This is a genomic window from Thermococcus sp. P6 (genome assembly GCF_002214525.1).
GTDB lineage: Archaea > Methanobacteriota_B > Thermococci > Thermococcales > Thermococcaceae > Thermococcus.
In genome coordinates, this window is record NZ_CP015104.1 from 391,948 (window position 1) to 414,167 (window position 22,220).

Annotated in this window: 25 protein-coding genes; 13 read left to right on the forward strand and 12 right to left on the reverse strand. The window is 56.7% G+C overall.

The features are described from left to right. Window positions 1-73: 73 nt before the first annotated feature. A complete protein-coding gene (gcvH, locus tag A3L12_RS02165; RefSeq protein WP_088882081.1) occupies window positions 74-478 on the reverse strand; it encodes a glycine cleavage system protein GcvH in 405 nt (134 codons plus the stop codon). A gap of 119 nt (window positions 479-597) precedes the next feature. Between gcvH and A3L12_RS02170 the strand changes: the two genes are divergently transcribed. The 5 genes from A3L12_RS02170 to A3L12_RS02190 all read left to right on the forward strand — a co-directional run bounded on the left by A3L12_RS02170 (window position 598) and on the right by A3L12_RS02190 (window position 4,900). Further along, on the forward strand, window positions 598-1,722 hold the full coding sequence (locus A3L12_RS02170) for a cation:proton antiporter (protein ID WP_088882082.1): 1,125 nt from the start codon (window positions 598-600) through the stop codon (window positions 1,720-1,722). A 162-nt stretch (window positions 1,723-1,884) separates the two neighbouring features. After that, window positions 1,885-2,358 (forward strand): pyruvoyl-dependent arginine decarboxylase, encoded by a 474-nt coding sequence (locus tag A3L12_RS02175; RefSeq protein WP_088882083.1) that lies wholly within the window; start codon window positions 1,885-1,887, stop codon window positions 2,356-2,358. A 139-nt stretch (window positions 2,359-2,497) separates the two neighbouring features. Beyond that, window positions 2,498-3,349 carry a polyamine aminopropyltransferase gene (speE, locus tag A3L12_RS02180; protein ID WP_088882084.1) on the forward strand — a complete coding sequence of 284 codons (852 nt, stop codon included), beginning with the start codon at window positions 2,498-2,500 and terminating at the stop codon, window positions 3,347-3,349. Window positions 3,350-3,399: 50 nt separating this feature from the next. Further along, the gene (locus A3L12_RS02185) at window positions 3,400-4,047 is read left to right on the forward strand and encodes a hypothetical protein (protein WP_232462900.1); all 648 of its coding nucleotides are present in this window, start codon (window positions 3,400-3,402) and stop codon (window positions 4,045-4,047) included. A 31-nt stretch (window positions 4,048-4,078) separates the two neighbouring features. Further along, complete coding sequence (locus A3L12_RS02190; RefSeq protein WP_335755178.1) at window positions 4,079-4,900, forward strand: hypothetical protein; 822 nt, start codon at window positions 4,079-4,081, stop codon at window positions 4,898-4,900. Window positions 4,901-4,912: 12 nt separating this feature from the next. On the opposite strand, the gene A3L12_RS02195 is transcribed toward A3L12_RS02190, so the two are convergent. Together A3L12_RS02195 and A3L12_RS02200 are read right to left on the reverse strand one after the other, a co-directional pair. Continuing rightward, a complete protein-coding gene (locus tag A3L12_RS02195; RefSeq protein WP_088882087.1) occupies window positions 4,913-5,911 on the reverse strand; it encodes a cell wall-binding repeat-containing protein in 999 nt (332 codons plus the stop codon). A gap of 45 nt (window positions 5,912-5,956) precedes the next feature. Continuing rightward, complete coding sequence (locus A3L12_RS02200) at window positions 5,957-6,631, reverse strand: metal-dependent hydrolase (RefSeq protein WP_088882088.1); 675 nt, start codon at window positions 6,629-6,631, stop codon at window positions 5,957-5,959. A 232-nt stretch (window positions 6,632-6,863) separates the two neighbouring features. On the opposite strand from A3L12_RS02200, the gene A3L12_RS02205 reads away from it, so the two are divergent. The 3 genes from A3L12_RS02205 to A3L12_RS02215 are packed head-to-tail and all read left to right on the forward strand — an operon-like array spanning window position 6,864 to window position 10,824. Beyond that, window positions 6,864-8,237: an acetate--CoA ligase family protein gene (locus tag A3L12_RS02205; protein ID WP_088882089.1), complete on the forward strand. Its 1,374-nt coding sequence runs from the start codon at window positions 6,864-6,866 to the stop codon at window positions 8,235-8,237. Window positions 8,238-8,278: 41 nt separating this feature from the next. Next, window positions 8,279-10,219: an indolepyruvate ferredoxin oxidoreductase subunit alpha gene (gene iorA / locus A3L12_RS02210; protein WP_088882090.1), complete on the forward strand. Its 1,941-nt coding sequence runs from the start codon at window positions 8,279-8,281 to the stop codon at window positions 10,217-10,219. Continuing rightward, window positions 10,216-10,824 carry an indolepyruvate oxidoreductase subunit beta gene (locus tag A3L12_RS02215; protein WP_088882091.1) on the forward strand — a complete coding sequence of 203 codons (609 nt, stop codon included), beginning with the start codon at window positions 10,216-10,218 and terminating at the stop codon, window positions 10,822-10,824. Before iorA ends, A3L12_RS02215 begins: the two co-directional genes overlap by 4 nt. 64 nt (window positions 10,825-10,888) lie before the next feature. On the opposite strand, the gene A3L12_RS02220 is transcribed toward A3L12_RS02215, so the two are convergent. Beyond that, complete coding sequence (locus A3L12_RS02220; protein ID WP_088882092.1) at window positions 10,889-11,467, reverse strand: TATA-box-binding protein; 579 nt, start codon at window positions 11,465-11,467, stop codon at window positions 10,889-10,891. A gap of 120 nt (window positions 11,468-11,587) precedes the next feature. Between A3L12_RS02220 and A3L12_RS02225 the strand changes: the two genes are divergently transcribed. After that, window positions 11,588-11,983, forward strand: coding sequence for a DUF356 domain-containing protein (locus tag A3L12_RS02225; protein ID WP_088882093.1), 396 nt, complete (start codon window positions 11,588-11,590; stop codon window positions 11,981-11,983). Window positions 11,984-12,008: 25 nt separating this feature from the next. Here A3L12_RS02225 and A3L12_RS02230 read toward each other — a convergent pair whose 3' ends face one another. Continuing rightward, window positions 12,009-12,545, reverse strand: coding sequence for a multiprotein bridging factor aMBF1 (locus tag A3L12_RS02230; protein WP_088882094.1), 537 nt, complete (start codon window positions 12,543-12,545; stop codon window positions 12,009-12,011). Window positions 12,546-12,615: 70 nt separating this feature from the next. On the opposite strand from A3L12_RS02230, the gene A3L12_RS02235 reads away from it, so the two are divergent. Together A3L12_RS02235 and A3L12_RS02240 are read left to right on the forward strand one after the other, a co-directional pair. Further along, window positions 12,616-13,092 (forward strand): GNAT family N-acetyltransferase, encoded by a 477-nt coding sequence (locus tag A3L12_RS02235; protein WP_088882095.1) that lies wholly within the window; start codon window positions 12,616-12,618, stop codon window positions 13,090-13,092. A 9-nt stretch (window positions 13,093-13,101) separates the two neighbouring features. After that, entirely contained in the window at window positions 13,102-13,395 is a 294-nt protein-coding gene (locus A3L12_RS02240; protein WP_088882096.1) for a hypothetical protein, read from the forward strand. Window positions 13,396-13,445: 50 nt separating this feature from the next. Here the strand turns inward: A3L12_RS02240 and A3L12_RS02245 are convergent, their stop codons facing one another. Genes A3L12_RS02245 through A3L12_RS02255 form a run of 3 tightly spaced genes read right to left on the reverse strand, consistent with a single transcriptional unit; the run spans window position 13,446 to window position 16,076 of the window. After that, window positions 13,446-13,850 carry a Zn-ribbon domain-containing OB-fold protein gene (locus A3L12_RS02245; RefSeq protein ID WP_088882097.1) on the reverse strand — a complete coding sequence of 135 codons (405 nt, stop codon included), beginning with the start codon at window positions 13,848-13,850 and terminating at the stop codon, window positions 13,446-13,448. Window positions 13,851-13,852: 2 nt separating this feature from the next. Further along, window positions 13,853-15,013, reverse strand: a complete 1,161-nt coding sequence (locus tag A3L12_RS02250; RefSeq protein ID WP_088882098.1) for a thiolase domain-containing protein — start codon at window positions 15,011-15,013, stop codon at window positions 13,853-13,855. Between the two features lie 10 nt (window positions 15,014-15,023). After that, window positions 15,024-16,076: a hydroxymethylglutaryl-CoA synthase gene (locus A3L12_RS02255; RefSeq protein ID WP_088882099.1), complete on the reverse strand. Its 1,053-nt coding sequence runs from the start codon at window positions 16,074-16,076 to the stop codon at window positions 15,024-15,026. Between the two features lie 147 nt (window positions 16,077-16,223). Here A3L12_RS02255 and A3L12_RS02260 point away from each other — a divergent pair, with 147 nt between their 5' ends. Further along, on the forward strand, window positions 16,224-16,892 hold the full coding sequence (locus A3L12_RS02260) for a TIGR00266 family protein (protein ID WP_088882100.1): 669 nt from the start codon (window positions 16,224-16,226) through the stop codon (window positions 16,890-16,892). A 29-nt stretch (window positions 16,893-16,921) separates the two neighbouring features. Here the strand turns inward: A3L12_RS02260 and A3L12_RS02265 are convergent, their stop codons facing one another. From A3L12_RS02265 to A3L12_RS02280, 4 genes are all read right to left on the reverse strand, one after another. Further along, a complete protein-coding gene (locus tag A3L12_RS02265) occupies window positions 16,922-17,602 on the reverse strand; it encodes a fibrillarin-like rRNA/tRNA 2'-O-methyltransferase (RefSeq protein ID WP_088882101.1) in 681 nt (226 codons plus the stop codon). A 5-nt stretch (window positions 17,603-17,607) separates the two neighbouring features. Then, window positions 17,608-18,855 carry a C/D box methylation guide ribonucleoprotein complex aNOP56 subunit gene (locus A3L12_RS02270; RefSeq protein WP_088882102.1) on the reverse strand — a complete coding sequence of 416 codons (1,248 nt, stop codon included), beginning with the start codon at window positions 18,853-18,855 and terminating at the stop codon, window positions 17,608-17,610. A gap of 122 nt (window positions 18,856-18,977) precedes the next feature. Beyond that, on the reverse strand, window positions 18,978-19,685 hold the full coding sequence (locus tag A3L12_RS02275; protein WP_088882103.1) for a 2,3-bisphosphoglycerate-dependent phosphoglycerate mutase: 708 nt from the start codon (window positions 19,683-19,685) through the stop codon (window positions 18,978-18,980). 75 nt (window positions 19,686-19,760) lie between these two features. Beyond that, window positions 19,761-20,729 carry a ribose 1,5-bisphosphate isomerase gene (locus A3L12_RS02280; protein WP_088882104.1) on the reverse strand — a complete coding sequence of 323 codons (969 nt, stop codon included), beginning with the start codon at window positions 20,727-20,729 and terminating at the stop codon, window positions 19,761-19,763. 225 nt (window positions 20,730-20,954) lie between these two features. On the opposite strand from A3L12_RS02280, the gene A3L12_RS02285 reads away from it, so the two are divergent. Next, complete coding sequence (locus tag A3L12_RS02285) at window positions 20,955-22,211, forward strand: PLP-dependent aminotransferase family protein (protein WP_088883194.1); 1,257 nt, start codon at window positions 20,955-20,957, stop codon at window positions 22,209-22,211. Window positions 22,212-22,220: the final 9 nt, after the last annotated feature.

Genomic DNA, 22,220 nt, shown 5'->3' on the forward strand with positions numbered 1-22,220 from the left:
ATCTGACGGCCGGATGATGAGAAAATACGACCGAGCTCATCCCGATCAACTTTTCATAAATGAATAGAAGAGATCACAGGTTCTTCAGGTACTCCGCGTAAGCCCCGGCATCCATGAGGTCCTTAAGATCCTCTTCGAGGTTGTTCGGCTTAAGCTTCGCGATCCAGCTCCCGTAGGGATCCTCGTTGAGCTTTTCGGGAGAATCCTCAAGCTCTTCGTTGACCTCAACGATCTCACCGCCGACGGGGGCGTAAACCTCGCTGACCGCCTTGACGCTCTCAAGCTCGCAGAGAACGTCGCCTTTGGCCACTTCCTTCCCGACCTCCGGGAGCTCGACGTAGGCGAGGTCACCCAGCTCCTTCTGGGCGTAGTCGCTTATCCCGACGAGAACGGTGCCGTCTTCAAGGACCTGAGCCCACTCGTGATCTTTGGTGTAATAAAGCCCCTCCTTGATCAGGTATTCCCCTACCTCGATCATGAACATCACCGCTCCTCCTTCGCGGGCGGGAATTTAAACCTTTCCCCCCAAGTACGGCCCTTTTCAGTGCTGGGAAATTCAGCGTAAGGATTATTAACTTTCAGGCGAAAGGATCCTTTATGGAGATTATAGGGTACGTTTTCATCATCATAGCCTTCGCGAGGCTTCTTGCGGAGGGCTTTGAGAGGGCCGGTTATCCGGGTTTTCTGGGGGAGATAACGGCCGGGATGCTGCTCAGTCACATCCTCGTGGGGATGCCACGGGATCAGATGCTTCTCGTAGCCGAGTTCGGTCTCTTCTTCCTCATGATATCCGCCGGCCTCGAAACGACCCCCGAGGAACTCCACTACGCCGGGAGAAAGGCCCTGATCCTGTACGCGGTCACGTACTCCTCCATGCTGCTTGCTGTACTCCCCTTCAACGGATGGAAGCTCAACTCCGATGCGGTTATCGTTGCCGCGATAACTTCAACGGCCTCGGCACCGATAGTTCTAAGGCTCAGGCGCTTCTTTGGAGGGGATTTCCTCCACGTGGCCCTATCCTATTCTGTCATAAGTGAAGTGGCGGCCCTTGCGATCGTCTACGCCGCTGTCAGGGTGCACAGCAGCCCCGGGAACTACGTTCCGTTGCTGGGGATCCTTCTGGGGGATGTCCTCTTCGTGGGCATCCTGTTCTACGCAAACTACGCCATAGGGATAAAGCACAGGGTCAGGATAGTGAGGTTCCTTCGCAGGCTCAAAAGCGACGAGGCGGTCTTCGGTCTCTTCATGGTATTCTCGACCTCTCTGGCATTCATCAGCGATGAGATAGGCCTGCATTTCAGCATAGGCGGTTTCATGGCCGGTCTGATCATGCACAGCGACCTCGTAGGAACCAAGCAGTACGACAGGCTAACCACCATCATAAGTGGCGTCACCTACGGGGTATTCGCACCGGTGTTCTTCGCATGGAGGGGCCTGAACTTCGAGACGGAGATTTCTTTCGTGGTTGTGGAGTTCTTCGTGGTGTCCTATTTCCTGAGACTGCTCGTCTCCACGATTCTGGTGAGGGATGAGAGTCCGGTAACGTCGCTCCTTCGGGGAACGGGGGTGGCGAGTTTCGGTGTCCTCGGCCTGCTCGTCGGGGAGGTGGGTTTCGTTTCAGGTGTTTTGAGCCGGCACATGTACGCTATGGCGTCCCTTGTGTGCGTCCTTGGGATGTTCACCTCGGCGACGCTGGGCAGAGCTTTGAATTCCACCGAATAAGCCTTTTTTAACAACAAACCGGTTTCCGGACGTTCTTACAGAAAATCGGCCACGGGTTCTCTTTTCAGTGATGACGAAACGTTTTTAAGCCCCGCCCTGATTAGCGACTGAATAAAATTCCAATCATCGAGAAAGAAAGGAGAGATAAAGGGGGAAGCCGGAATGAGCTGGACAACACCCAGAAGGGCCTTTATTGGGGCCGCCGCTGCAGAGGGCGGGACAAAGCTCAACGCCTTTGATAATGCCCTCCTCAAGCTGGGTATAGGGAACGTTAACCTCGTCAGGCTAAGTAGCGTGATTCCATCACACATCGAGTGGATAGACCGGATTCACGACGTTCCGATAGGGATGCTACTGCCGACCGTTTATGCGCACATAGAGAGTGACGAGCCGGGAATGACCATCAGCGCGGCCCTCGGGGTGGGCATCAGCGAGAACAACGAGGGCGGCCTCATCTACGAGTACTCCGGTTACTGCAGCCGGGAAGAGGCCGAGGAAATGGTGAGAAAGATGGTGAAGGAAGGTTTCGCCGTACGTGGATGGAAGCTGGCCGAGTTCAAAGTGGCGAGCGCGAGCATAACGGTCGAAAAAAAACCGGCGGCCGCGGTGGCAGTGGTGGTGATGTTCCCCTACTGAGACGGCCCTTTTTTACTTCTTCAAACTTAATCCCTTTTCTGGCCTCTCCCGGCCGTCTGTTTACCGCCGGTACGGCGTCCTTCAAAACCCGGTAGGTAAGGTTTAAAACGGCTCACCGTAAGGGAGGGTGGTGGGGTTCATGGGTTTCGACGAAAGGGAGGGGGCTTTCGTAGAATGGTATCCCCGCGGTTACGGCGTTGGCTTTAGAATCAGGAAAAAGATCCTTGAGAGGCGGACGAAATACCAGAAACTCGAGCTTTACGAGACGGAAGGATTTGGCAAGCTGCTCGTTCTTGACGGGACCGTTCAACTCGTCGAAGCCGGGGAGGAGAGCTACCACGAACCGCTGGTTCACCCGGTAATGCTGGCACATCCCGACCCGCGGAGGGTTCTCATCGTGGGTGGGGGCGACGGCGGAACCCTCAGGGAGGTTCTCAGGCACAAAACCGTTGAGAGGGTCAGGATGGTGGAGATAGACGAGGAGGTCATCGAGGTCTCGAAGCGTTACCTCAACGTCGCGAGGGGGGCCTTCGAAGATCCGCGGGCGGATGTAATGGTTGGTGACGGCGTGGAGTACCTCCTGAAGACGGAGGAGCGCTTTGACGTCATCATCGTCGATTCAACGGATCCCGTCGGTCCCGCGAGGCTCCTTTTCAGCGAAGACTTCTACCGCTCGGCCTACGGGAAGCTCGGGGAGAGGGGACTGTACGTTACACAGGCGGGGAGCGTTTACCTCTTCACTGAGGAGCTTCTCAATGCCTACCGCTCCATGAAAAAAGTGTTCGACCGCGTTTACTACTTCAGCTTCCCCGTAATCGGCTACGCCTCTCCATGGAGTTTCCTCGTCGGGGTCAAGGGGGACGTGGACTTCACCCGGGTGGATGCGGAGAGAGCCGGAGAACTCGAGCTCAAATACTACGATCCGGAAAGGCACGAGACACTCTTCCAGATGCCGAGGTACGTAAGAGAACTCCTCGAAAAAGCCCGTTAATCCCTTCCCATCCCCCGAAGGGTTTATCGACCGTTAAACCGTCCTCCGGGATGCCCATGGGACGCGAAGAAGCCCTGAAGGAAATCGAGGTCCGTATGAGGCGCCTGCAGGCGGAGGTGGAACTCGCCGAGGAGAGACTCCGCTACCTTGAGGAACTGGGCGTGCCGTCAAAGTACAGGGCCCTCAGGAGAAAGGATTCCGCCCATACCTACCTCCTCCTGATGGCGGTCTGGGTTCTCCTCGGGTTCCTCCTCTTCATCGTTACCTCCCGGCGCCTTCCCTACTGGTTCGGCTTTCCCCTGAGTCCGTACCTCCTTGTGATGCTCGTCGTGATGCTCCTTCCACTCGTCTATTACTACCTCTCCAGAAGGAACGAACCAAAAACGCCCATGGAGGAGCTTGAGGAACGGGAGAGGATGGCGAGGCTTGTTTTATCGCGCTTCTACCGGCCCCTGCGGAAAGCGCTGGAGAAGGACGACAGAAGTGCCATGGAGAAGCTGGCGGAGGAACTCCTCAACGATCCCCTGCTCGGAAGGGCGATAGAGGAGACCCGGGAAGGGGACCCGAAGATGATGGCCTACGCCCTCTACCTCTACACGGAATACCGGCAGGGAATGGAAGAGGAGGTCCGGGAAACCATCTCCAGACTCTCCAACAGGCCCCTGAGGGCCCTCCTGCTCGGTCTCATAGAGGGGTAAGGTTATAATCCCCGGCGTGTTTCTTAAGTGGGTGGGGAATTTGAAACTGGAAGTTCTCAGCAGGAAGGATATGAACGCCCTATCGAGGGAGCTCAGCAGGGCGGGTATAATGAACAGGACCCGAGAGGAGGTAACGTCCGAGGTTCTCCACTACGTTGTCGTGAGGGGAACCTACGACGAGCTCGTTGAAAAAGCTGGCAACGTAGAACCCCTGCAGTGGAGCCTCGAGGGGGTGAGGGTGTCCTTTGAGAGGATGATGGAAAACTGGAAGCCTGGGGAGGCGAAGGAACCGGAGGAACTCCTCGAAGAGGGAGACCCGGAAAGGATCTCCGTTCTAACGGCCCTGATGGAGAGCGGGTTTGTGGTTGAGGAGGAAGGGGGGTTATTGCTCACCGGAAACCCCCTTCTGGACGACCTCAGGCTGGAACTCCACTTTCCCCTGAGCGAGATCGAGGATTACCTCGAAGAGCTTGAGGAACGCTTTGAGACCGAGATGATAACCGAGTACAACATGGAGAAGAGGTACTTCGTCGAGGTAATCGAGGTGGAGGGGGAACTCATAGAGAGGGCCCTCGATGTGGCCGGTGACTACGCCACGGAGGAGAGCATCGTTGAGGCGATGTTCGAGGGCATAGCACGCTCTGTTCTGGCCGACACGATCCTCAAACTGGCGGAGAAGTACAGGAGGAAAAACGAGCTCATCAAGGCCCTGATGGAGATGGAGCCTCTGGTGGCCGAGGGGAAGAGCGGAAGGGTGAACGTGTACTTTGATGAAGACGCTCTGTTCGACTTCCTCAGGGACCTCCAGACGCTCGGCTACCTGAAGGTGAAGGGCAACAGGATATGGGTCTGACCTCTCGAGTCTTCAATCCTTCAGGATTATCTCCTTGGTTAGCCTCACGGTAAAGGTCTTTCCAACCTTTTCCCTCTCCACGAGCTGCTTTTTCTCAAGCTCCTTAATGACCCTGCTTATCGTTGGTCTGGAGTAGCCGGTAAGCTCCGGTAGATCCTCCTGCTTGACCGTTCCGCCTTTTTCGAGGATCGCCCTGACGACTATGCGCTCCTTCTCGGTGAGCACCTCTATAGGAACCCTGTTGGAGGACCACTTCTTCTTGGCGTAGTAGAGCGAAAGGGGGACGGATATGGCGAGGGCAAGGACAACTATAGCAGCGGTGATCACCCAGTTGGTCCGCCCGGGTTCCTTGGGCACGGTTACCTTGAGGGTCTCCTTGACCCAGTAGGTCTTGTAACCGAGGGCTTCGATTTTAGCCTGCACATCCTTGGACATACCTGCCCCCATCAGGAGAACGAGATCGGGATTGAGTTTCTCCAGTGCGCTGGCGGTTGAGTCGGAGAGCGCGTCCTCCTGCGTGAGTAACAGCGGATAGCCGTATATCATCGCCCACCTCGCCGCGGCGAGTGCAGAACCGTAATCGCTGGAGCTGGCGACGACAACCGTATCGTGACCGCTGGGGTAGAAATGAAGCGCCAGCTTCGCCGCCGTCTCGGTTCTGACGGCACCGCCTATCCTTTCCACGATGAAGCCCATGGCGAGAAGCTCGTCCTGAACCCTACCGCTAACCGCCTCGGAATCGCCTATTATGAGAACGTGGTTCCATCCAAACTGGGCGTAGCTTTGAAGCTGGGCCATGGTGCCCGGGTCAAGTTCCCGGGGATTGACGGGGAGGATCGGAACGCCGAGCATCTTGGCGTAGGGAAGCGCCACGATGTAATCGATCAGGTCATCGTTCCTAACGATTATTAGATCGTAATTCGGCTCGTCCTGCTGGGCCGATGAGAGGGGAGCAAGGAAGGATGAAATGCTGATCACGATGAGCGCCAGTGTCAGAATCCTTTTAACCATTCCATCACCTGAAAAGGGGATAAGAAGAGCTCTTTAAAAGGTTTTTCAAAGCTCTAGTGCCTCACCGGGTTTGAGGATAACCACCTCGGCCTTGTCCCTGACCAGCCTCCTGAACTCCTCCGGGTCGGCCGAGATCGGCGGCCACGTGTTGTAGTGCATCGGGACCACCTTCCTCGGCCTGAGGAACTCAACGGCCTTGGCGGCCTCGAGGGGTCCCATCGTGAAGTGCCCCCCTATCGGAAGCAGGGCGAGGTCTATCGGTCCGTAGAGCTCGGGGAAGAGCTTCATGTCGCTGAAGACGTAGGTATCGCCCGCGTGGTAGATCCTGACGCCATCGAGCTCAACTATGTAACCGCAGGGGTTTCCTATGCTGTGCTTGCCGTCGCTGCTCGAGTGCCACGCGGGAACCTGGACGATCTTAACGCCCTCCACTTCCGTCGGACCGTAGTTCATCCCTACCGTCGTGATTCCCCTCTCCTTCTCGACGAGGTAGTTGGCCACGTCGTACATTGCCACTATCTTCGCCCCGGTTCTTCTGGCTATTCCTGGCGCATCGCCTATGTGGTCGCCGTGGGCGTGGGTTACGAGTATAAGGTCCGCATCCAGCTCCTCCGGCTTCGCTGCGGCGCTTGGATTTCCGGTCAGGAACGGGTCTATCAGGATCTTTTTGCTCCCCTCTATAAGAAAGGCCGCGTGTCCAAGAAACCTCACCCTCACCATGCCATCACCCCGGAGTATAATAACCGGAGCTTACTTAAGCGTTTCGGAGTGGACTATAAACTTATTCCCGGGCGTTTGAGGCACTGCTTCAATTTGCACGGGAAAGTTTCGTCCTATGATGCCCTTTTTAACCCATTAAAGCTTTAATTTTTCCTTCAATGTCCCTATCTGTCTCACTGTCCCTTTTGGGAAAGCTTATATAGAATCCCCGGGAGTTTAAAGCGGTGATGCGATGACCTTCGATTACTTCTTCAGACCGGAGGGCATAGCGGTTATCGGAGCGTCCAACGATCCGCTTAAGCTCGGCTATGAGGTGTTCAAGAACCTTAAGGGTTACAGAGACGGAACCGTTTATCCTGTCAACGTCAGGGAAGAGCTCGTTCAGGGGGTCAAAGCCTACAGGAACGTGAAGGACATCCCGGGCAGGGTTGACCTGGCGGTCGTAGTGGTTCCGAAGCGCTTCGTCAGGCAGACGCTGATCGACTGCGGCGAGAAGGGCGTTAAGGGGGTAATCCTGATTACAGCGGGCTTCGGGGAGGTCGACGAGGAAGGAAAGCGAGAAGAGAGAGAGCTCGTTGAGATAGCCCGAAAATACGGCATGCGCATAGTGGGACCGAACTGCGTCGGCATAATGAACACCCACAACGACATGAACGCCACCTTCATTATGAACGCTAAGAAGGGGGACATAGCCTTCATAAGCCAGAGCGGTGCCCTCGGGGCGGGCATAATCTACAAGACCCTCAAGGAGGGAATAGGCTTCTCGAAGTTCGTCAGCATAGGCAACATGGCCGACGTGGATTTCGCCGAGCTCATGGATTACCTAGCGAACACGGAGGAAGACAGGGCGATAGTGCTGTACATCGAAGGCCTCAGGGACGGGAGGCGTTTCATGGAGGCAGCTAAAAGGGTCACGAAGAAGAAACCCGTCATAGTTCTCAAGGCCGGAAAGAGCGAGAGCGGGGCGAGGGCCGCTTCGTCCCACACGGGCTCTCTGGCGGGATCTTACAGAATCTACGAGGCGGCCTTCAGGCAGAGCGGCGTGATGGTTGCGGATACGATAGATGAAATGCTCAGCATGGCAAGGGCCTTCACCCAGCCGCTGCCTGAAGGGAAGAGGGTTGCGATAATGACCAACGCCGGTGGCCCCGGGGTTTTAACGGCAGACGCGATAGACAAATATGGTTTAAAGCTTGCAAACCTCGAGGAGGGAACCGTGGAGGAACTGCGCTCCTTCCTGCCCCCGATGGCGGCCCTTAAGAACCCCGTGGACATGATAGCGAGCGCCCGCGGGGAGGATTACTACAAAACGGCAAAGGCCCTCCTTAAGGACCCGAACGTTGACATGCTCATAAGCATCTGCGTTGTTCCAACCTTCGCGGGGATGAAGCCAAGGGAGCACGCGGAGGGAGTTGTCAGGGCAGTTGAGGAGGTCAACAACGGCAAACCGGTCCTCGGCCTGTTCATGGCGGGTCACGTGAGCGAGGAGGCCAAGGAGATCCTCGAAGCGAACGGAATCCCAAGCTACGAGAGGCCCGAGGATGTCGCGGCCGGGGCCTACGCCCTCGTGGAGTTTGCACGAGCTAAAGGAATCCTGAAGGAGTAAAATCAGGCATTCACTGGAATACAACGTCTGGAGGTGTGGGGATGGCGAAGGTTACGGACATGGTGTTGTGGGACAAGCCGGGGGAGAAGGTTCTCCTGCTCGGGAATCAGGCCATAGCAAGGGGTGCCTTGGAGGCGAACATAGCCGTTTACGCCGCCTACCCCGGAACGCCGAGTTCCGAGCTAACTGATACGATGGCCATCGTAGCCAAGAAAGCCGGGGTCTACATGGAGTACTCCGCCAACGAGAAGGTGGCCTTTGAGACGGCTCTGGCGGCGGCCTGGAGCGGTCTGAGGGCGATGACCGCAATGAAGCACGTTGGACTCAACGTTGCTGCAGACACCTTCCTGAGCTCCGTTGGGATGGGGGTCGAGGGTGGCTTCGTCATAATGGTCGCCGACGATCCGAGCATGTGGAGCAGCCAGAACGAGCAGGATACGAGGGTTTACGGGAAGTTCGCCAACGTCCCCGTTCTCGAACCGAGCTCCCCTCAGGAAGCCAAGGAGATGACGAAGTACGCCTTTGAGCTGAGCGAGAAGTTCAAGCACTTCGTGATTCTGAGGACGACCACGAGGAGCTCCCACGCAAGGGGTGGCGTTGAACTTGGAGAACTCCCGGAGGAGATAAAGGCCGGAAAGAGGAAGTTCGGGAAGTTCAAAAAGGACCCAAACAGGTTCGTTGACGTTCCCTCAAACGCCAGAAAGTTCCACCCGATAGTCCTTGAAAAGATCGAGAAGATCCGCGAGGAGTTCAACGAGATGCCCTTTAACTGGATCGAGGGGGACGAGAAAGCGAAGGTTGGAATAATAGCCCCCGGTCTTTCCTACGCCTACGTGAAGGAAGCCCTCGCATGGCTCGGCGTTGAGAACGTTAAGGTCCTGAAGCTTGGAACACCCTTCCCGGTTCCCTACGGCCTGCTCGAAAGGTTCTTTGACGGCCTCGAGAAGGTCCTCATCGTTGAGGAGCTCGAACCGGTCGTTGAGGAGCAGGTCAAGACGTGGGCCTACGACAGGCAGATAAGAATCCCGATCCATGGAAAGGACCTCGTGCCGAGGGTCTACGAGATGACGACGAGGAGGGCCGTCACTGCCATAGCGAAGTTCCTTGGCCTTGAGACGCCGGTTGATTACGAGGAGCTCGACTCCAGATACGAGAAGGCCCTGAAGCTGGTTCCCCCGAGGCCGCCCTCACTCTGTCCCGCGTGCCCCCACAGGAACAGCTTCTACGCCATAAAGAAGGCCACCCACAGCAGGGGCATCTACCCGAGCGACATAGGATGCTACACCCTCGGATTGTTGCCACCGTTGAACGCAGTTGACACGACGGTGGCCATGGGGGCCTCGATAGGCATAGCCCACGGTCTCGAGATAGCCCAGAACGGAAGCCTGAGCGAGGAGGCGAGGAAGGGAGGTAAGAAGATAGTCGTGGCGACCATAGGTGACTCCACCTTCTTCCACACGGGCCTTCCGGCACTGGCGAACGCGATATACAACCGCTCCAACGTGCTCGTGGTGGTTCTCGATAACCTCGTTACGGCCATGACGGGCGACCAGCCCAACCCGAGCACCGGCCAGACACCGCACGGTGTGGGTAAGAGGATCCCCATAGAGGACGTCGCAAAGGCCATGGGGGCCGATTTCGTGGCGGTGGTTGACCCCTACGACATCAAGAAAACCTACGAAACCATCAAGAAGGCCCTCGAGGTTGAAGGTGTCAGCGTCGTCGTTTCGAGGCAGGTCTGCGCCCTCTACAGGGTCGGCCAGATGAGGAGAAGGGGCGAGAAGTGGCCTGTTTATTACGTGGACGAAGAGGCCTGTACGGGCTGTAAGATCTGTATAAACGCCTACGGCTGTCCGGCAATCTACTGGGATGCGGAAAAGAAGCAGGCGAGGATAGAGCCCAGCATGTGCTGGGGTTGCGGAGGCTGCGCCCAGATCTGTCCATTCGGAGCCTTTAAGCCCGTGGAGGGGGGAGATGAATGAAGGAGTATAGCATCGTGATTACGGGTGTGGGCGGTCAGGGCGTTCTCACCGCGGCGAACATCCTCGGCTGGGCGGCTTTAAACGCCGGCTACAACGTGAGGATGGGAGAGGTCCACGGAATGAGCCAGCGCTTTGGGAGCGTCGTTTCCTACGTGCGCTTCGGTGAGGACGTCTACGGCTCGATGGTCCCGGAAGGAAAGGGAGATGTCATACTCTCCTTTGAGCCCGTTGAAGCCCTGCGCTACGTAAACCACCTTAAGTACGGCGGCATGGCCGTCGTGAACACCAAACCCATCGTGCCCGTTCAGGTGTCCATGGGAAAGGCCAGCTACCCGGAAATCGAGGAGATCAGGGCGATCTTTGAAAAGGACTGGGGGGCGAAGTGGATAGGCTTTAACGCGGAGGAACTGGCGGTAAAAGCGGGGCACGTCATCACCACGAACACCGTTCTCATTGGAGCGTTAACCCAGATACCGGGGTTCCCGCTGGGCGAGGAACACGTCAGGGAAGTGATAGCGCTCAGCGTCCCGCCGAAGGCCGTGGATATGAACATGAAGGCCTTTGAGCTCGGCGTTAAGGCGGCCCGGGAGATACTGAAGCTCTAAGGTCGCCCTTTTCTTTTTCCCGATAAGGTGAAGGGAATGAAAAATCTTTAAGGTTCGAGGGACTTCACCACTCCTCTTCCTCTTCTTCCCTGAGGAGGTCGTATTTCTCCAGCTCGTGGATGATCTTCCTGACGGCTTCCCATGCGTGGCGCTCGCTCTTGGCCCCGGAGCAGACTATCTTTCCCGACGAGAAGAGCAGTATCACCGTCCTTGGGTCCTTAACGCGGTAGATTACACCCGGGAACTGCTCGGGTTCGTACTCGCAGTTGGGGAGGCTCAGGGCGACGACATCGAGGTTGAACTCCCTCCCCAGATCACCGCTGAAGACCATGTTCTGGATGTCTATCTGGGGTGCGCGGCTGAACTTTGCCCCGACCTTTTTGAGCATCTGAATGAGCATGTTGACGGCCTTCTCTATGTCCTCAACGCTCTTGGCACCCGTCACGACCAGCTTTCCGGAGCCGAATACGAGAAGGGCCACCTTGGGCTCCTCAAGGCGGCATATGACCCCGGGGAACTCCTCAGGGTTGTACTTGGAGTTGGGGCATATCTCTATAACCTTCTCAAGGTTCAGCTGCGTAAAAAGATCAACAGAAGCCACGATGTTCTCGATTCTGAGCTTTACACCGCTCATGTCAACCAAGGCTTACACCTCCCGATGGTGGGTTTAAAAACCCTTTATAAATAACCCCATCGGTTTTTAAAGGTTTTGGATGGAGGAACCCTTAAAAGGCATCCGCGTTAGAAACGCCCGGTGACGTCCATGAGAAACACGATGGTTCTGGTGAGAACCGATGACTTTCAGAAGGCGAGCATAGCGCTCTCCGACCTCGTCCGCTACGGCGGGATGGAGATACGCGGTGATCCAAGGATCATCTCCCCGGCACTCTCCGACTGGGCCTTCGAAAAAATAAGCGGCGAGAAACCGAGGAAACGCTTCAGGGCTCACGTGATAGCCCAGATAAACCTGCCACCGGCGAAGGCCATAGGCAGGCTTACGGACATACATCCGCCCGCCCACGTCCTCGTCATTCCACCCGATTCAGAGGTCTGGGAGGAATTGATGCGCCTCTGGGGCACCTTTAAAAAACTCCGCGGTTTCCACCCACCGAAGAGGAGGAAGGCTGGAGGATCCGGGGAAGCATCGGAGAAGTTTTAGCTTCCCCAAAAAAGGGAAACTGCAGTCACTTCTTCCTCTTCTTGATCCTGATGTTGGCCATGTCGCCAAGTGTCGGCTCGTAGTCCCGGGGAATCGAGGGCCTCTCCTCCACGGTGCCTTCGGCCTGTTCGATCAGCGTTATCCCGAAGTATCTCTCCAGTTTTCGGGCCTCCTTTATCGTCGGCTCGCGATGGCCGTGGGCTATCGCCCTTAGGTCGTTCACGGACAGGCCTATCTCATGGGAAAGCTCCTTGTAGGTCTTGCCCGACCGCTGTATGGCCCTGTAAACGCGCTCGGCGTAATCCTCAACTATCTCCTCGGTGTAGAGAGGCCTTTCCCTCCTCCCTCTGCCAGCCCCTGCCCTCGAGGGCCTCGATTGCACCCTCCTGAGGGGCCTTCTCCCCGTGGGCATGGTGCTGAAGGTTCCGGGCTTCTTTCGGGCGTACCTCTCGTAACATCTGTCGCAGACAAGGACCTCGGCCCCCTCGATCCTTATCTTGTGACCCTCTCCCCTTATCGGAGCCCCGCATATCTCGCAGTACCTTGGTTTGGCCTTTCCCATTTCGATCACCTTCGCTTCTCAGGTTATGATCTGAGTTAGGTTTTTTAAACCTCCCGATGAAGAGGGACCGATGGAAGACGTGAAGATAGAGCGGCTCAAAAAGCTCGATCGGGAAACCCTCGAGTTACTCGTTGGTATCTACATGCGCGGTTACGAGGGAATGCGCCAGTACGGGGGAGAGGGCGAGGACTACGCCAGGCGCTACCTGAGGTGGTGCTGGGGCAAAGCGAAGGATGGCTTCTTCGTGGCGAAGGTCGGCGATCGGATAGCGGGGTTTATAGTCTGCGACGCCGACTGGTACAGCAAGTACGAGAAAGGAACCGTCGGGGCCATCCACGAGTTCGTGGTCGATAGCGGGTTTCAGGGGCACGGAATAGGCCGTAAGCTGATGGAGAAGTGCATGGAGTACCTTGGAAAGCACAACGACAGGGTGGAGCTGTGGGTCGGAGAGAAAAACAGAAAAGCCATGGAGTTCTACAGGGAATACGGCTTCAGACGGGGGGGACAGAGCGGGATATGGGTGCGAATGGTTAAGGACCTGAAATGAGGTGATAACATGCCGTGCATAAGACCGGCCGAACCGGAGGGTGTAGAGGGACTGAAGGAGGAGAGTTTCATACGAAAGGGAAAGGGCAAAGTGAAGGTCGTTGTGGAGAGCGAGGGCGAAAGGATGGAGACCACGATAAACGGCTCCCTGAAAAGCGTCGACGAGATGGCCGAGATGCTCGGGGTAGAGCCCGGGGATGGAAGGATAGATGCAGTGGTGGACGGGGTCAGGGTGAAGGCGGAAGGCGGAAAACTCGAGATGGAGTTCGAGAACGGGGATAGGCTGAGGATAGAGAAGGCATAGAACCTTCGATCGTTTTTCTTTAAACAAAAATGAATTAGAGGGAAGAGGGGTCACTTCACGGGCGGCCTGAACTTGTAGCCGTAGAGGATTATGCCGTCCTCCTCGAACTCCCTCAGCTTTCTCGTAACGACCTCAACCTCCATGCCGAAGTCTATCTCCTCCGGATCGACGTCGGTGAGCTGGGCCAGCACCACGGGGCCTTCCTCGAGTTCCACGAGCGCCAGCGGGAAGGGTTTGTAGTACTCGAAACCGCTCGGCGGGTTCCTGACGATCGTCCAGCTGATAACCTTACCCCTTCCGCTCAGTTCGACCTCTTCGATGTTCTTCGAGCCACAGACCGGGCACACCGGCCTCTTTGGGAAGTGGACGTGTCCGTTCTCGCACCTTCCCCCTATGAGCCTGTACTTCTCGCGGAAGTGCCTCCAGTATCTGGAAACCTGCATTGGACGGGCCATCTTCACACCCTCCTGAGAACGTTAACGGTTATGTTCGAACCGGTTCCACCTATGTTCTGGGTCAGTCCAACCTCAGCGTCCGGCACCTGGTTCGGGGCCTCACCGCGAAGCTGGAGAACGGCCTCGACGGTCTGGTAGACGCCCGTGGCACCCACCGGGTGACCGCGGGACTTCAACCCGCCCATCGTTTGTATTGGATAGTCTGCGTCGATGGCTATCTGCCCCTCTCTGGCGAGCTTTGCGCCCTCCCCCTTCTTTGCCACGCCAAGGGCCTCCAGGCTGAGGGCTGCCATAATCGTGAAGGCATCGTGGACCTCGAAGAAGTCGATGTCGTTTGCCTCAACGCCGGCCATCTTATACGCCCTCTCGGCAGCCACCTTCGCGGCCTTCAGGCTCAGCAGGTCCTCCCTGTTGGCCAGGTTTATCGTGTCTATGGCCCTTCCCATCCCGGCCACTTCGACCCACTTTTCCTTCGGGACGCCGAGTTCCTTTGCCTTCTCAGGGGTTGTGATTATGACGGAGGCGGCTCCGTCGCAGATGGGTGAAGCATCGAAGAGCTTGATCGGATCCGCCACGTAGGGGCTCTTGAGAACCGTCTCAACTTTGATCGGCCTCTTGAACATTGCGTAGGGGTTCTTTGCACCGTTGGCGTGGGCGTTGACGGCGAAGTAGGCCAGATCCTCTTCGGTGTAACCGTAGGTCTTCATGTAGTAGCGCATTACGAGCGCGTTCAAAGCCACGAAACTCGCACCGTGGAAGAGCTCCCAATCGGCATCCGCAGCGTAACCGAGGTAGCGGGTAGCATCGCTCGGCCACGCATCCATCATCTTCTCGACGCCGACGACCGCGACGGTATCCTCAAGCCCGCTGAGAACGGCTTTAACGCCCTCCTGAACCGCTGCCCCACCGCTGGCGCAGGCCGCTTCGACCTTTACGGCCGGGATGTTGCCCAGACCGGCCCAGTCCGCTATGAGGGCACCGAGGTTCTCCTGCTCTACGAAGGAACCGGAGAGCATGTTCCCGACGTAGAGGGAGTCAACCTTATCCACTCCTGCGTCTTCCATGGCGTTGAGCAAAGCTTCAACCGCCATATCCCTCAATCCGAGTTTCCAGTGCTCGCCAACCGGCGTCATGCCGGCACCTATTATAACGGCCTTCCTCATATCAACCACCTCACACGATGTACTTTCTCCTCGCCTTGGCGTAGAGGGCGTAGTCGATGTACTTCTTCCTGTTCACGTAGTCCATGGTCTTAGGTGCCAGATCGCGCTTCTCCTCGATCGCGTCCTGAACGACCAGTGAAAAGGCATCGCTTCCGGCTCCGCTTCCAAAGCTGACCCACAGGATCCTGTCGCCGGGCTTTGCAACGTCCAGAACGGCGCTGACCCCAACGAGGGTGGATCCACTGTAGGTGTTCCCTATTACTCCCGAGAGCAGTCCGGGAAGGACCTTCTCCTTCGGAATCCCGAGGATCTTGGCGGCCGTAAGCGGGAACTTGACGTTGGGCTGGTGGAAGACGGCGTAATCGAAGTCCTCTGGTTTAAGGCCAAGCTCCTCCATGAGGGTCTTTGCCGCGTTGATCAGATGGTGGAAGTAAGCGGGTTCGCCCGTGAAGCGGTTCCCATGCCTCGGGTAGTGCTCGTGCTGCCTCCTCCAGAAGTCGGGCGTGTCCGTAACGTAGGAGTAGCTTCCCTCGAAATAAGCCACCGTGTCGGGGCCCTTCGGACCGAGCACAAAAGCGGCTCCTCCCGCGGAAGCCGTGAACTCGAGGTGATCGCCGGGCCTTCCCTGCGAGGTGTCGGCCCCTATGGCCATGGCGTAATCCATCATCTCCGAACCCACCGCACCTATGGCAGTCTGGAGCGCCTCGGTTCCGGCCTTGCAGGCGAACTCGAAGTCCGCGGTGCTAACGTCCGGGGTTGCCCCTATCGCCTCGGCTATCACCGTCCCCGTTGGCTTGACCGCGTAGGGCTTGCTCTCGCTACCGAACCACACGGCCCTTATGAGCCCCGGATCTATACGGGCCCTTTTGAGGGCGTTTCTTGCGGCTTCGATTCCTATCGTGAGCGCATCCTCGTCAAGACCCGGAACGGACTTTTCCTCTATTGGAAAGCTGTTGATCCCCCAGACCCTTCCTATCTCCTCGCTCTTTATTCTATACCTCGGAACGTAGGCACCGTAGCCCACGATGCCGATTTCACGTTTTGGCCTCAGGAGCTTTTTCATCGGGCACCACCTTCAGGATTCCGAACAATTCACCCAACGTAAAAGGGGGTGTTATAAAAGTCTTTCGGTAAAAGTAAAAGTATAATTCGACGATTAGCGATAAGGAACGTTAATAACCTCCCGCGCGAACACCCATCGGTGAACGTTATGAAGTACGAGATTCTGCACAGACCGAGCTTCAGCCTCCTCGAGGTTGAGCTTGAGAACGGAGAGGCCGTACAGGCTGAAGCCGGGGCGATGGTGCACATGAGCCCGAACGTTAGGATAGAGACAAAGGCCAGGGGAGGAGTTTTCGGCGCCCTCAAGAGGAGCATACTCACGAAAGAAAGCTTCTTCATAAACCTCTTCAGGGCCGAGGGAGGGAAGGGCCTTATAGGCCTCGCACCGCCTTACATGGGTGACATAAAGGCCTTTGAGCTGGACGGCACACTTTACGCCCAGAGCGGGGCCTTTCTGGCGAGCTCGGAAGGGGTAAACATAGACACGAAATGGGGCGGGGCCAGAAGCTTCTTCGGAAGGGAAGGGCTCTTCCTGCTCAAGATGACCGGGAGGGGAACCGTCTTCCTCTCGAGCTTCGGGGCCATCTACAGGAAGGAGCTCCACAACGAAAGGTTCGTTATAGACACCGGGCACATGGTGGCCTTCAGCGAGGGTCTGAACTTCAGGATCAAACGCGTTGGCGGGCTGAAGAGCACACTGTTCAGCGGAGAGGGGCTTGTGGCCGAGTTCGAGGGCACCGGGACTCTTTACATCCAGACGAGAAGCATGGACAGCTTTTTGAGCTGGCTTATCCCCTATCTCCCCAAGAAGGATTAATTCCTTCTTTTTCAAAATTGAAAAAGATATCAGGGTTTTCTGACGACGAAGAGCGCGTGGTCCTTCTCGTAGGGCTCAAGGGATATACGCTCCACTATCTCAAAGTACTCTGCCAGCTCCTTCTCCACCTCGTTGAAGACCTGCTCCGGTGACTTCGTGACGTCGATGCTCCTGCTCTTGACGGATATCATACCGTATCCGCCCCTCTTCAGGTAGGCCTTTGCGTTGTCCACGAGTATCTTCGCCTGCGACGGCTGGGCCACGTCCTCGAATATGACGTCAACCTTCGGGACGAGGGCACGGTAACCTTCGGGCTTTGTTGCATCGCCGAGTATCGGGACCAGGTTCCTTCTCTCGTCAACCAGAGGGACGAGCTCCCTCAGAACCCTCGGCGAGAACTCGACTCCAAAAACCATTCCCTCAGGACCCACGATGTCGCTGACGTGCGAAGCCGTTGTTCCGCTCGCGACCCCGAGGTAGAGGACCCTTGAACCGGGTTTTATCGGAAAGTTCCTGAGCCCGTTGAGCAGGGCCGCAGCCAGCTTTGAGCGTCTCGGGTTCCAGATACGGTACTCCTCCCTGTTCCAGTTTACTACCCTCTCCCCGTAAACCCTCTGGCCGGGAACGAGGTTCTTCGTCGCTATCTTCTCGCTACCGTCCTCATCAACGAAGACGTAAACTCCGGGAAATTCATGCTCCCTGATCTTCATTCACCTCACCTCCTTGACTTTTCCCTTCCACGTTTCTTGCCCTTCTTTTTGCCGGCGGGCATCTTTCCTTTCTTTTTCCTGGTTTTCCCGGCTTTAGCCTTCTTTCTTTTCTTTCCGGGCTTCTCCTTCCTCTTAGGCGGGTTGGGATACTTCCGCTTTATCTCCTCTATACGCTGCTCCAGTTCCTGCTTCAGTTCCTCCGCTATGTACTCGCCTGAGAAGTAGTCGACCCTCGCAGCTATGGCCAGTTTTCCGGCCAGAGCCCTCGCTATCTTTCCGCGCTGCCACCACGGTGAGCGGTTTATGGCCGGGTACTGGAAGATCACGCCGTGCTTGGGCGGTTTTGCCCCGCTCCTCAGGTGCCTGAAAAGGGCCTTCTCCGCTCCAAGAACCTGTATCGTCGATGCGGGCATCATCGCAAGCTCCCTTAGTCCCCCGGCTAGGCTTATCAAACGCGCCCCCAGCTTTGCACCAACGAGGGCCTTCAGGTTCGGGGCCACCTCGTCCATGGCCCTCTCGAGGTATTCCTCGGTCTCTTCCCTCAACCTGTAGAGGTCCGCTATCTCACCGGCGAGCTTCGTTATTATATCCGCATCGAACTTCCCAAGCGGAGCCCCCATAGAGCTCTCAGCGGCCTTTAGGATCTTCCGGGCCTTCTCCTCGGGGAATCCAAGGGCTTTGAGCTTCTCCTCGCTAACGTTCTCCCGTGGGCCGATCTCTCTGACGAAGGTTACGTACTGCCCGTGCTTTGGGAGGAGTTCGTCCAGTTCCGGAAAGTGCAGGCCGTACCACTCCCTGAGACGGGAAACGAGCAGGTTCGTAACCTTGTCAATATCGTCCAGAGCCTCGATGGCCTGTATAATCATCTTGTCCCTTGCACCGCTCTGCTCCTGTATGCGGAGTCTCGTGAGTGCAACGCCGACGGAGTAATAGCGTTCGAACCATCCCTCCCCAAGGAACTCCTCCGGATTAGAGCGGAGTCTCTTCCCGGCAGGGCTCGGGAACTCCGCGGTGGCGGAGTATCCGAGTTCCCTCAGGTTTCTGGCGAGTTCCGTGTCCTCGACGACGAATTCGTCGTAACCCTTCTCCTTAAGCGCGTCGAGGAACTTCAGGAGTTCTTCGTCCGGTTCTCCCTTCAGAAGCCTGTCGAGGACCTCCTCGGGTCTTCCGGAGAAGGTCCTCCGATCAATAAGATTACCGCTTTCGTCAAAGGCGTAAACGCCCCCGACGTTTTCAGATACGTAAGCTTTCATACAATCACCCTCCCACTTTCGTCTCTTAAGTATAAAAGGGTTAGGCGTTTTAAACCCTTGCCACCGTTCCGGAGTCGCATCCCACTACGGAGTAACAGCGGGGACACAAAAAGGTGGGTGAATCAGTCCAGGTGAAGATCATCGTCGAACCCTTCTTCCCTCAGGTAACCCATTCTCCTGAGGTTACCGGAGTACTCGTAGACCAGCGGAACCCCAGTTGGTATGTTGAGCCTCAGAACCTGCTCCCTGGTAAGTCCCTCGATGTGCATAACTATGGAGCGCAGGCTGTTCCCGTGGGCGCTCACGAGGACGTTCCTGCCCCTTTCCAGCTCTGGGATGATTCGTTCCTCGAAGTACGGGACGGTCCTCTCCGCGGTGTCCTTCAGGCTCTCCCCGCCGGGTGGCGCTATGTCGTAGCTCCTCCTCCACAGGTGGACCTGCTCCTTTCCGTAAACCCGCCGGGCGTGGTCCTTGTTCCACCCCTGAAGCTTTCCGTAGTAGCGCTCGTTCAGGTGCCAGCTCTTATACACGGGAACGTAGTTCTTCCCGTGCTCCCCGTAGACCCTGCCCCACTCCTTCATTCTCCCGCCCTCGTGGATTATTTTGGGAACCCCGGAGTTGTTCCGGCTCATGATGAGCATCGCCGTCTGGATCGCCCTGATCAGTTCCGACGTGAACACGACGTCGAACCTGTAGTCCTTCAGCAGCTCTCCCGCCCTCAGCGCCTCCTCTATTCCGCGGTCGCTCAGGGGCACATCGACCCATCCCGTGAACAGGTTCAGCCTGTTCCAGAGACTTTCACCGTGCCTGACGAGAACCAGCTTACTCATTAGGTTCACCTAACAGCCCTCCGGAGAGGAGCTTAAAAGGTTACCCCACCGGAAGCGGTTAAAAGAAAAACCTTCCTAATCCTCCCAGGGCTCGGTGTACTTGAGGGCCCAGCCGAACTCCTCCCTGAGGATGTCGATGGCCGCTGCCGGGGGTATTATGCCGCGCTCCGTTATGATAACGTCTATGTACTCCGGGGGCGTAACGTCAAAGGCCGGGTTCCACACCTCTATGTTCTTTGGCCACGTTTCGAGCTCCTCCTTCGGGATGACCTCGTGGGGATCGCGCATCTCTATCTCCACCAGCTGGCCGAGCATGGTTTCGGGATGGAACTTGTAGGTCTCGGCCGCGATCATCGTCCATACCCTGTGCTCCTTGGCGGCCAGCGCTATCAGCGCGGTTCCTATCTTGTTTATGACGGCTCCGTTGACGGTTATCGAATCGGCCCCCATTACGACCTTGTCCGTCATCTTCATGTAGTGCCTCGCGGCGGAATCGACGACGTAGATGACGGGTATGCCGTAGCCTGCGAGCTCTTTTGCGGTGATCTTCCCCTGCCACTTCGGTCTCGTCTCCGTGACGATGACCTTTATGTCCTTGCCCTCCTCGAAGGCCCTCTTCATGACGCTTATGGCCACCTTGCTGTGGCAGTGGGTCATTATGACGTCGCCATCCTCTATGCGCTTGGCCCCTATTTCGCCTATTTTCTCGATGGCTTTCTCGGAGTTGTGGATGAACTCCTTCGAGGCGGTTATTATTATGAACCTCAGCCTTTCCAGATCCGCACCGCCCTCGTAGGCCAGTTTACCCCGGTGCATGACGTAGCGGAGCGCGTTTGGAAGGGAAACTGCGGTTGGTCTTGTGTTGAACAGTATCCTCGCGGCCTGCTTCATCTCCCCCCAGAAGGCATCGACGTCCTTTGCCTCGCTCTTCTCGGCCTGAAGCTGAAGCGCATAGGCCGCCGAGCGGGCTATCTTGCCCGCACCCCTTATCCTCATGTCCCTGATGTCCTCGGCTATCTTCAGTACCTCCTTAACCACGGGCATCTTGACCACCTCCCTATGGAGGGGGATTGGAGGGCGGGTTTTAGAAGTTTTTGTTCATTACTGTCCCGCTGGCTTCGTTGATGTTTCTAAAAATACACACCAATCCACCTTTACAAATGGAAACCCTGCTAACGGCCATTGTGGAAAGATTTATAAGCAATCGCCGCTACTCCAACATGTATAGATGCGGTGACGTGTTCGAACATGTCCATCGGAGGGAAGGAAATGGAAGAGAAGCTCATGCGTAAACTGGGTTCGGGTTCACTGGATTTTGATGCCTACTTTTCGGAGAAGGCCAAGGCCATGAAAGCCTCGGAGATAAGGGAACTTCTCAAGCTTGTTGAGAGTGGAGACGTCATATCCCTCGCCGGAGGCCTTCCAGCTCCCGAAACCTTTCCCGTTGAGACCATCAGGAAGATAACCGCCGAGGTTTTGACCAGCCACGCGGATAAGGCACTCCAGTACGGAACCACCAAAGGCTTTACACCGCTCCGCCTTGCCCTTGCCGAGTGGATGAAGAACCGCTACGCCATTCCAACCAGTAAAGTCGACATAATGATCGTCGCAGGTTCCCAGCAGGCCCTCGATCTCATAGGCAGGGTCTTCATAAACCCGGGGGATGTGGTTGTGGTCGAAGGCCCAACGTACCTCGCGGCCCTAAACGCGTTCAAGTACTACGATCCCCGGTTCATAAGCATACCGATGGACGATGAGGGAATGAAGGTTGAACTGCTCGAGGAGAAGCTGGAGCAACTCCGCAGGGAGGGGAAGAAGGTCAAGTTCGTCTACACCGTCTCCACCTTCCAGAACCCTGCAGGAGTGACTATGAGCCTTGAGAGGAGGAAAAGGCTCGTTGAGCTGGCGGACGAGTACGATTTCCTCATAGTTGAGGACAACCCCTACAGCGAGCTCCGTTACTCCGGGGAGCCGATACCTCCCATAAAGCACTTCGACGATCAGGGGAGGGTTCTTTACCTTGGGACCTTCTCGAAGATACTGGCCCCCGGGTTCAGGCTGGGCTGGATCACGGGAAGCCCCCACTTCATAAGGAAGATAGAGATAGCCAAGCAGGCCGTTGACCTCTGCGCCAACACCTTCGGGCAGGTCATCGCGTGGAAGTACGTGGAGGAGGGTTATCTGGACGAGCACATTGAGGAGATCGTAGAGTTCTACAGGCCGAGGAGGGATGCGATGCTGGAGGCTCTGGAGGAGTACATGCCCGAGGGGGTCAGGTGGACGAGGCCCGATGGGGGGATGTTCATCTGGGTCACCCTGCCCGAGGGCATAGACACCAAGCTCATGGCCGAGAAGGCAATAAGAAAGGGCGTCGCCTACGTTCCGGGGGAGGCCTTCTTCGCCCACCGCGAGGTGAAGAACACGATGCGTCTCAACTTCACCTACGTGCCAGAGGAGACGATACGCGAGGGCGTAAAAAGGCTCGCTCAGGTCATAGAAGATGAGATGAAGGCCCTCAGGGGGTAGTCTTTTTTC